The following is a 5,732-nucleotide window of genomic DNA, read 5'->3' as shown; positions in this document are numbered from 1 at the left end:
GTCCTACTTGCTCAGACCGGCCTTGACGGAGCAGACCGGCCAGGCGCCGGGGCCCTGGGCGGCGAGGACCTTCTCGCCGACGGCGATCTGCTGCGCCTTGGTGACCTGGTGGGCCTGCGGGGCGTAGGCGGTGCCACCGAACGCGGCCCAGGTGCTGGAGGTGAACTGGAGGCCGCCGTAGAAGCCGTTGCCGGAGTTGACGGCCCAGTTGCCGGTCGCCTCGCAGGCGGCGACCTTGTCCCAGACCGAAGCCGGCGCGGCGGAGGCACCGGTGGCCGTGACGAGGCCGGCCACCGGCAGGGCGGTGATCGCCCCGGCCATCAGAGCCATCCGGACGCGGTTGCGGCGCTTCGGGGTGGCAGTGGCGGTGGCAGCGGCAGTCTCGTTACGGAAGGTCATGGGGGTTCCTTTCGGAGGGGTCTGCGAGCGCGCGGAACCAGGCCCTCGGAAGGCCGTCGGTTTCGGGGACAAGCCACTCGCGTGGTTCTGCACCGTCCTGCTCGGGGGCAGTCGGGGCCCGGCCGGAGCGGATCGCTCGGTGCAACGAGTTCGAAGTTACGGGTGTGGTCGTGGCGGTTACAAGGATTCGAAGGTTTAGGCACGTCAGAGGGCCGTTACCGGGCGTAAGGATCAAGGAGATGCGGCGATTTCGAGCGATTTGCCCCCATTTTCCAAGATCAAAACGGCCCCGGAAGTGGCCCGCGCCACGCCGAACCCGCTCCCGAACCGCTGTGAGGCCGCCCACACGGTCGACAGCGCGTGACGGAACCCCGGTCGCCGGTGCCGATTCCGCCGCCCCGGCCGCCGGCCCGGGTGGCCCGCGCCACATCCCTCACCCGGAGTGCCCCCTGCCCCCACTCCCGGTGGCGGGCATAGCCTCGGCCCCATGAGCAACGACAGCGATGCAGCGGACACGGCGGACGCGGGAGAGGCGGCCGCCGGTACGGGTGGGGCGGCGGCCGCCGGTAGAGAAGGGACTGCCGAGGCGGGGGTGCCGATCGGTGCCGAGGAGCACGAGGCCGCGGCCGCGCCCACGGGCTTCGAGCTGGGCACCGACGGCCCCAAGGTGGTCCTGGCCGGTCTGGACGGCTCCGACTCCTCCTGGCGCGCCACCGCCTACGCCGCCGGACTGGCCCGCCGGCAGGGCGCCGTCCTCGCGGTGGCGTACATCCAGCCGATCCTCGGCGCCGCGACCGCCCTGGCCGGGGCCGCGGTGGAGGAGACCACCCAGGAGATCGCCGAGGAACTGCTGACCGCGCTGCGCGAGGCCGAGCAGCGGGTGCGTGAGGTGTGGAAGGTGGAGTGGCGCTTCCTGACCATGCGCGGCGACCCGTACACCGGCCTCGCCAAGCTCGCGGACGAGCTGCGGGCCGACGCCGTGGTGGTCGGCGTCTCCGAACAGGCCGGGCACAAGGTGATCGGTTCGGTGGCGGTCCGGCTGGTGAAGGCCGGCCGCTGGCCGGTCACCGTCGTCCCGTAGCCCGCGGCCGGGCGGCCGCCCGAAAGGGGCCGGGGCGGCGGCCGGTAGGGTGCGTGACCATGACGGACACGCGGGGCACGCACCCCTCCGAGCCCGCCCACCCGACCGGCAACGACCTGCACCTCGACCTCCCCGCCGGCGGCGGACGCCGCGCCGCACTGATGGCGGCCCTGCGCGAGGCGATCCGCAGCGGCAGACTGGCCCCCGGCACCCGGCTGCCGCCCTACCGCGCCCTCGCCGCCGACCTCGGCCTGGCCCGCAACACCGCCGCCGAGGCCTACGCCGAACTCGTCGCCGAGGGCTGGCTGACCGCCCGTCAGGGCTCCGGCACCACCGTCGCCGAACGTGCCGAACCCGTCCCGCGCGCCCGGGCCCGCAGGCCCTCCCGCCGCCCCGGTCCCGGCCACGACCTGCGCCAGGGCCAGCCCGATGCCGCCTCCTTCCCGCGCAGCGCCTGGCTCGCCGCCGCCCGCCGGGCGCTCGTCGCCGCCCCCAACGAGGCCTTCGGGCCCGGCGATCCCCAGGGCCGGCGCGAACTGCGCACCGTCCTCGCCGACTACCTCGCGCGCGCCCGGGGGGTGCGCACCGACCCCGACCGGATCGTGGTCTGCTCCGGCTTCGCCCACGCGCTGCGGTTGCTCTTCGACGGCGCCACGCCCGTCCTGCCGCCCGCCGAGCACGGCCCGCTGGCCGTCGAGGCGTACGGGCTGGGCTTCCACCGTGGGCTGCTGGCCGCCGCGGGCGTCACCACCGTCCCGCTGCCGATCGACGAACGGGGCGCCCGGACCGGCGAGTTGGCGCAGCGCCCGGACGTCCGGACGGCCCTGCTCACCCCCGCCCACCAGTTCCCCACCGGGGGCCCGCTGCATCCGGGCCGCCGCGCCGCCGTGGTCGACTGGGCACGCGGGCGCGGCGGGCTGGTCCTGGAGGACGACTACGACGGGGAGTTCCGCTACGACCGCCAGCCGGTCGGCGCCGTCCAGGGGCTCGATCCCGAACGGGTGGTCTACCTCGGCAGCACCAGCAAGAGCCTGACCCCCGCGCTGCGGCTCGGCTGGATGGTGCTGCCCGACCACCTGGTGGACCGGGCGCTCGCCGCCAAGGGCGAACGCGAGGGCTGGGCCAGCGCCCTGGACCAGCTGACCCTCGCCGAGTTCATCGACTCCGGCGGCTACGACCGGCACGTGCGCCGGATGCGCCGCCGCTACCGGGACCGCCGCGACCAGCTGGTGGCCGCGCTCGCCGCCCGCGCCCCGCACGTCGAGGTGTCCGGCATCGCGGCCGGGCTGCACGCGGTGCTGCGCCTGGAGCCGGGCACCGAGCGCTCGGTGCTCAAGGCCGCCGCGTACCGGGGCCTGGCCGTCGACGGACTCGCCGACTACCGGCACCCGGCGATCGGCGAGGAGGCGATGCCCGCCGTCGACGGCCTGGTGGTCGGCTACGCCACGCCGCCGGACCACGCCTACCCGGCGGCGCTCGACGCGCTCTGCGACATCCTGCCGCCGTGTGCGTGAGGACGGATCCGGGACGCCGGGAGGGCGGCGAAGCATAGGCCCCCGGGCGGGGGCGCGGGGGCGGAACGCGAGCGGCGGGTGCGCGGTGTCCGCTCGCCGCTCCTGCGTCGGTACGGACCGGGGCCGAGGCGCACAACCCCGGCGGAGGCGGCGCCTACGCTCCATGGTCATGCGCAGAACACATCTGAGCCGCGCCGCGCTCGCCGCGTGTCCGGCCCTCGTCGTCGGTCTGCTCCTCTCCGCCGCCCCCGCCGCCCGGGCCGACAGCCGACTGCCCCTGACGGCCGTCTCCGACAAGCAGACGACCGTCCGGGGCGGCGAGTTCACGCTCACGTTGACGCTCACCAACCCGTACGACACCCCGATCCAGTTCGTCTACCAGAGCGTCCAGGAGACCTACGGCACCAGCCTGGAGACCGGTCTCAAGTTCACCGCGACCGCCTGCGGCACCCAGACCAACGGGTGCAGTGACAACGTCCACGGCGGCATCGCCCGCTACGACGTGCCACTCGCCCCCGGTGCCGGCAGCGCCTTCACGGTGACGTACACCATCGCCCCCGATTCGGCCTGCGGCCCCGACACCCGGATCGACTTCTACTCCTACCTGTACTACGAGTACCGGGGCGGCGAGTCCAACAACTCGGGCATCGTCGGCATCCCCGGCACCCAGGTCGCCTGCGCCTGACCCGTCGGCACCGCCGGTGCCGTCGGCGGAGGCCGCAGGCGCGCCGTCCTCCCCGGCGCAGACCCCCACTGCGCACCCCCCGTTCACCCGTCAGGTGCCGGCTTCCCCCGTGCCGGCACCTGACGGGCCGTTCGTGCTTCCGCGGCCGGTCGCCGGAGCCCGGCCGCTGGGCCGCGCGGGTGTCCGCGGCGCCGGGACGGCGCGCCGGGTTGACGCGGGCGACGGCCTCCGGGCCGCCCGGCAGGGCCCTGGCCGGGGGTGGGGAAACCGAGGGCGGCACGGGGCCCGGAGGGGCGAACGGATGTTCCCGGAGTTTGTGGGGCTGCGGGGGCGGACCGGGCGAGATTCACCCTATCGGGGGGTAGTCGGCCTCCGTTCGGGCTCGGCCGGGTCCTGGTGATCTAGGGTTCCGGATGGGCCGCCGGGAGACGGTGGTCGCACTTCGCGAAATTCGCCAACGCCCCCACCCATAAGCGGATCTGATGATTCGTCATGGCATGCGTTCGTCAGGGCAGGCTGGTACGGCCCTGGACGCGTGACCCGATCACAGGAATGGAGAGCCCTGCCGATGACCGTGGACACGAGCCCGGAGGCAGCGCAGGCCAAGCAGCAGAGTCTTGCGACGGCTGCTGCCCGGAACCTTGCCACCACGACCAAGTCCGCACCGCAGATGCAGGAGATCACCTCCCGCTGGCTGCTCAAGGTGCTTCCCTGGGTCCAGGCGGCCGGTGGCGCCTACCGCGTCAACCGCCGGCTCACCTACGCGGTCGGCAACGGCGTGGTGGAGTTCATCAAGACCGGTTCCCAGGTCCGGGTGATCCCGGCCGAGCTGGGCGAGCTGGCCCTGCTGCGCGGCTACGAGGACGATGACGTCCTCACCGCTCTGGCCGACCGCTGCCGGCAGCAGGACTTCGGCCCCGGCGAGGTGCTCACCACCCAGGGCGAGGCCGCCGACAAGATCTTCCTGATCGCGCACGGCAAGATCAACAAGATCGGCACCGGAAAGTACGGCGACGAGACCGTGGTCGGTGTGGCCGGCGACGGCGACCGCTTCGGCGAGGACGCGCTGCTGAACCCGGACGCCACCTGGGAGTTCACCGCCAAGACCGCCACCGCCGGTGTGGCCCTGACGCTGACCCGGGCGGACTTCGCCGCCATCCGGGACAACGCGCCCAGCCTGCAGGAGCACCTCCAGGCCTTCCTGGCCCTGCCGCTCCAGGCGCAGAACGAGCGCGGTGAGGCCGAGATCGCCATGTCCGCCGGCCACCACGGCGAGTACGAGCTGCCCGGCGCCTTCGTGGACTACGAGCTCAAGCCCCGCGAGTACGAGCTGAGCGTCGCGCAGACCGTCCTGAAGGTCCACACCCGCGTCGCGGACCTGTACAACCAGCCGATGAACCAGACCGAGCACCAGCTGCGGCTGACGATCGAGGCCCTGCGCGAGCGCCAGGAGCACGAGATCGTCAACAACCCGGAGTTCGGCCTGCTCAACAACGCCGACTTCGACCAGCGCATCCAGACCCAGTCCGGCCCGCCCACCCCGGACGACCTGGACGAGCTGCTCAGCCGCCGCCGTGACCCCGACTACCTGCTCGCCCACCCGCGGACCATCGCCGCCATCGGCCGGGAGTTCAACGCCCGCGGGCTGTACCCCACCCACGTCGACCTCGGCGGGCAGCAGGTGCCGGCCTGGCGCGGGGTACCGATCCTGCCGTGCAACAAGATCCCGATCACCAAGGACAACACGAGCTCGATCCTCGTGATCCGTACCGGTGAGGACAACCAGGGTGTCATCGGTCTGCACCAGACCGGCATCCCGGACGAGTACCAGCCGTCGCTGTCGGTCCGCTTCATGGGCATCGACGAGAAGGCGATCATCTCGTACCTGGTCAGCGCCTACTACTCGGCCGCCATCCTGGTGCCGGACGCGGTCGGCGTGCTGGAGAACGTGGAGATCGCGCACCGCCGCAGCTGAACGCGCAGAACGGCGAGCGCGGGCCGTGACCGGTCGGCTCGAAGAGCGTTTGATCTGATGGCGGGCGGCCCGCCCCTG

4 protein-coding genes and 1 pseudogene are annotated in these 5,732 nt (G+C 73.4%); 4 read left to right on the top strand and 1 reads right to left on the bottom strand.

Annotation, left to right across the window (positions count from 1 at the left end; all coding sequences use genetic code 11):
• Positions 1-6 precede the first annotated feature (6 nt).
• Positions 7-399, bottom strand: a pseudogene (locus ACFU7Y_RS38710) (transglycosylase family protein); the annotation flags it as partial.
• A 487-nt stretch (positions 400-886) separates the two neighbouring features.
• Between ACFU7Y_RS38710 and ACFU7Y_RS38705 the strand changes: the two are divergent.
• The 4 genes from ACFU7Y_RS38705 to ACFU7Y_RS38690 all read left to right on the top strand — a co-directional run bounded on the left by ACFU7Y_RS38705 (position 887) and on the right by ACFU7Y_RS38690 (position 5,654).
• Positions 887-1,480 (top strand): universal stress protein, encoded by a 594-nt coding sequence (locus tag ACFU7Y_RS38705; protein WP_380771171.1) that lies wholly within the window; start codon positions 887-889, stop codon positions 1,478-1,480.
• A gap of 59 nt (positions 1,481-1,539) precedes the next feature.
• Positions 1,540-2,994 carry a PLP-dependent aminotransferase family protein gene (locus tag ACFU7Y_RS38700; RefSeq protein ID WP_380771169.1) on the top strand — a complete coding sequence of 485 codons (1,455 nt, stop codon included), beginning with the start codon at positions 1,540-1,542 and terminating at the stop codon, positions 2,992-2,994.
• 169 nt (positions 2,995-3,163) lie between these two features.
• Positions 3,164-3,679, top strand: a complete 516-nt coding sequence (locus ACFU7Y_RS38695; protein ID WP_224285343.1) for a hypothetical protein — start codon at positions 3,164-3,166, stop codon at positions 3,677-3,679.
• 568 nt (positions 3,680-4,247) lie between these two features.
• Entirely contained in the window at positions 4,248-5,654 is a 1,407-nt protein-coding gene (locus tag ACFU7Y_RS38690) for a family 2B encapsulin nanocompartment shell protein (protein WP_380771167.1), read from the top strand.
• The last annotated feature ends 78 nt before the right edge of the window (positions 5,655-5,732 follow it).

It is taken from the genome of Kitasatospora sp. NPDC057542, from assembly GCF_042801945.1.
GTDB lineage: Bacteria > Actinomycetota > Actinomycetes > Streptomycetales > Streptomycetaceae > Kitasatospora.
The sequence above is the reverse complement of the archived record's forward strand: the minus strand, read 5'-3'. Positions and strand labels throughout refer to the sequence as shown.